General features: G+C 67.5%; 4 protein-coding genes. 3 read left to right on the forward strand and 1 reads right to left on the reverse strand.

Annotation, left to right across the window (positions count from 1 at the left end; all coding sequences use genetic code 11):
* Nucleotides 1–170: 170 nt before the first annotated feature.
* Entirely contained in the window at nucleotides 171–530 is a 360-nt protein-coding gene (locus tag HW445_RS21750) for a hypothetical protein (protein WP_180222658.1), read from the forward strand.
* A gap of 6 nt (nucleotides 531–536) precedes the next feature.
* The gene (locus tag HW445_RS21755; protein WP_180222659.1) at nucleotides 537–1,781 is read left to right on the forward strand and encodes a hypothetical protein; all 1,245 of its coding nucleotides are present in this window, start codon (nucleotides 537–539) and stop codon (nucleotides 1,779–1,781) included.
* A 128-nt stretch (nucleotides 1,782–1,909) separates the two neighbouring features.
* Here HW445_RS21755 and hemE read toward each other — a convergent pair whose 3' ends face one another.
* A complete protein-coding gene (gene hemE / locus HW445_RS21760) occupies nucleotides 1,910–2,968 on the reverse strand; it encodes a uroporphyrinogen decarboxylase (protein ID WP_180222660.1) in 1,059 nt (352 codons plus the stop codon).
* A 274-nt stretch (nucleotides 2,969–3,242) separates the two neighbouring features.
* Here hemE and HW445_RS21765 point away from each other — a divergent pair.
* On the forward strand, nucleotides 3,243–3,832 hold a 590-nt coding region (locus HW445_RS21765), incomplete at its 3' end, for a DUF3000 domain-containing protein (RefSeq protein ID WP_180222661.1).

The following is a 3,832-nucleotide window of genomic DNA, read 5'->3' on the forward strand; positions in this document are numbered from 1 at the left end:
CGCGGCGCGTGCCCGTCGGACACGCGGTGTCTTCGCCTCCACCGCTTCGCGCGCCCGCCCTCCCCTGTCGCACGTGTCGAAGTTTTCGCGCGATCCATCCACCTGGGCAACACCCGTTCGATACAGTGGCCGACCGAGCTGGATCAAGCGCGATGTCCACTGGGGGGGCCATGGACCGAGAGCTGGAACACCTGTTCGCCATGACTGATCGCGAACTGGATCTTCTGATAGCACATCACCTGGTCGATGAGGACTTCGGAAGTCGCGAGGACGACGAGGAAGAGCGCATCTTCATCACCAGGAGATGGTTTCTTTCGCTGCAGGATAAGTTGCGCGGCGCCATCTGCGGGCGAGTGGAAAACAGGCAGAGGACAGGGAACCCGGAGGAAGACAACAAGCTTCTTGTCGCAGCCATCATCGACGCCCTCGCACACGCACAACTGGGCGTCGACATCCCCATAACCGTCCTCGCCGTGAAAATTGCCAGAGTCGGCGTACAGAAAATCTGCCAAGGCTCGACAGAGAGTTGACGAGGCATGAAGGCCGACGCCTTCATTGACGCCGTCGGCGGCATAGCGACCCGGGAAGATTTTCCGGAGTTCATCGAACAGCAAGCGGTCGAGGCGTATCTTGACGCCGTCACCTACGCCCGGACTTTCCTGTCCGATTACGACCGCGCCACAGACCTGACCACGCGTGTCGAGCTGGCCAATTCACCCTTCTTCACCTGCAGGTCAAAGGTTGTGGACGACGGACGTCACATCCTGGTGGTGCCGTTGGGCCTCGTCTGCCGACTGCATGTCCTTGGACATCTGTTGCTGGGGTACTGGGGCCGCGACGGTATCTCGCTGGAGATGCACGCGGCACAGAACTCTCTCCTCCCACAGAAGCTCACCCCGCTCTTCGGGGCGGCCACGGACGCCGACGACCGGTGGGGCGGACTGCGGGAACTCCACGCCCTGGTCCACACACCCTCAGCTACGTCCGATGTCCAGCAACTCACTTACCAAGCCATGATGTTCATCATCGGCCATGAGGGCGCTCACGTCTATCGGCGTCACGCCGCGACACTTCGGCACCTCAGGGATTCCGGCCTCCTCGAGAGCCCTCGGGACGAGGAGATATTCAGACGGTTCGCCGAGATCGACGCGGACACCATGGCGACGTATTGGACTCTCGACGCCCAATGGATGGCCTTGAAGGCTAACCAAACGCATGACGACGACGCGATCAAGGCCCTGGGGTACATGAGGGTGTCGTACGCCGTCACCATGCTCTTCGCGCTCTTTGATGTGCATCGAAATGAAATCGGCTCGTACGAGAGCAGCGTCTACGTACATCCGATCATAAGGCGCCACCTCTTCACTGAGGCCAGCGCCCAGTTGCACGAATCTGCGGCATGGCGAACGGACAGGCACACGTGGACCCGTATGGAGCTGCGCGGCTGGCGAGAATGCGTCAGGGCCCTGGGTTGCCTCAACCTGGATATACTCACGGGTCGATTCGGAGAATATCCGGACCTAGATCGAGTCGGCCCCGCATCCGCTCTTCAATACAAAATGACGCAAGGAGATGTGTATCAGCGGTACTTCGATCGCGAAGTCGTATTGTACACCCTTATGCGAAGCATGCACGAGAGTGTCGGCCGGTTCAAAATGGCGGGAGCGGAAGGCCGTGTGCTGAGTTTTCCGAAGTTCCGTAACAGCATGCGCATCTTCATGAAGGAAGATCCGCTGCTGGACGCCGCGGTGCGACTTGCTCAAAGAGTAGCCACATCATGAGCGCCCCTCCGGCCGATCACCGCGCGAGGAACCCTCCAGGGCAGAACGAGAAGGGCCGGTAACGCCAAGGCGGGCGGCGCCCAACAGAGGGGAGCCGCCCGCACCGGGGGCGCGAGGCTGAAGAAGGGTCAGCGCGCCGTCTGCTCGTGGACGTACTCGGTGAGCCGGGTCAGGGCCCCGGGGTCCGTGGTGGGCAGGACGCCGTGGCCGAGGTTGAAGATGTGGCCCTCCAGGCCGGACGCCGCGTCCAGCACCTCCCGCGTCTTGGTCTCGACGGCCTCACGCGAGGAGAACAGCACGGCCGGGTCGAGGTTGCCCTGGAGCGCCTTGCCGGGGCCGACACGGCGCGCGGCCTCGTCCATCGGCACACGCCAGTCGACGCCGACGACGTCCGCGCCGGCCTCGCCCATCAGGCCCAGCAGCTCGCCCGTGCCGACGCCGAAGTGGATCCGCGGCACGTCGTAGGGGGCCACCGCCTCGAACACCTTCGTCGAGGCGGGCATCACCGAACGCCGGTAGTCGGCCGGGGCCAGCGCGCCGACCCAGGAGTCGAAGAGCTGCACCGCGGAGGCGCCGGCCTCGATCTGCACCTTGAGGAAGGCGGCGGTGATGTCGGCGAGGCGGTCCAGCAGGTCGGCCCAGAGCTCCGGGTCGCCGTACATCAGCGCCTTGGTGTGCTCGTGGTTCTTGGACGGGCCGCCCTCGACCAGGTAGCTGGCCAGCGTGAACGGCGCGCCGGCGAAGCCGATCAGCGGCGTGGGGCCCAGCTCCGCGGTGAGCATCCGGATCGCCTCGGTGACGTAGGAGACGTCCTCGGGGGTCAGGTCGCGCAGCCGCTCCAGGTCCGCGCGGGAGCGGATCGGCTGCTCCACGACGGGGCCGACGCCCGGCTTGATGTCCAGGTCCACGCCGATGGCCTTCAGCGGGACGACGATGTCGCTGAAGTAGATGGCCGCGTCCACCCCGTGCCGGCGGACCGGCTGGAGGGTGATCTCGGTGACCAGCTCGGGCCGCATGCACGACTCGAGCATCGGGATGCCCTCACGCACCTTCAGGTACTCGGGGAGCGAGCGCCCGGCCTGCCGCATGAACCAGACCGGGGTGTGCGGCACCGGCTCTCGGCGGCACGCCTTGAGGAAGGCTGACTCGGCGACGGCGGGGTTCTCGGGCTTGTCGATGGCACTCACCCGGAAAGTCTCCCATGCCCGCCCCGGCCGCCGACGCCGACTCCGTCGTACCCGCCCGGCGGGCCGGCCGCCGCAGGCCGGACGGGCCGGTGAGGCAGGTTCGGCGGGGCCGGCGAGGGGCTTCGAACGGGCCGGCGAGGGAGGTTCGAACGAACGGGATCGAACGCGCCGGTCCGCAAACCTCGGAACTGTTCGCGGAGCGCGATCCGGACCGGCGCCCGGCGCTGGGGTGTCCTTCACGTCGCGGGGGCCCCGCGCCCCTTATCTTCTGCGCATGGCTGCGGCTCAGGGACGACTGACGGACGGTGCCGGCGGAGCGGGCGAAGGGAAGGACGGGGAGCGGGAACTGCATGCGGACGCCTTTGCGCCACTGCCCTTCCGGGCCGCGGTCGACGCGCTGCGGGCCGCGCGGCCGAGGCCGCGCATCGAACTCGAGCCGGTGGCGCCGCCACGGCGGCTGGCGCCCTACGCGTACGCCCTGGAGGCGGCGGTGCTCGACGAGGACGGCGACGAACTCGCCGACGGGCGCCTGATCCTGCTCCACGACCCGGACGGGCACGACGCCTGGCGGGGCACCTTCCGGCTGGTGACCCTGGTCCGGGCGGAGCTCCAGGAGCCGGAGATGGCGGCCGACCCGCTGCTCCCGGAGGTCTCCTGGTCCTGGCTGACCGGGGCGCTGGAGGCCCGCGGCCTCGGCCACGAGGAGGCCGGCGGCACGGTCACCCGGGCGAGTTCGCACTACTTCGGGGCGCTGGCGGAACGCCCGGCGGCCTCACAGATCGAGATCCGGGCCTCCTGGACCCCGCGCGAGGGCCTGGGCGGCGTCCCCGACACCGGGGGGCACCTCGCGGCCTGGTGCGACCT

The sequence above is a fragment of the Streptomyces sp. UH6 genome (assembly GCF_013421635.1).
GTDB classification, from domain to species: domain Bacteria; phylum Actinomycetota; class Actinomycetes; order Streptomycetales; family Streptomycetaceae; genus Streptomyces; species Streptomyces abyssomicinicus.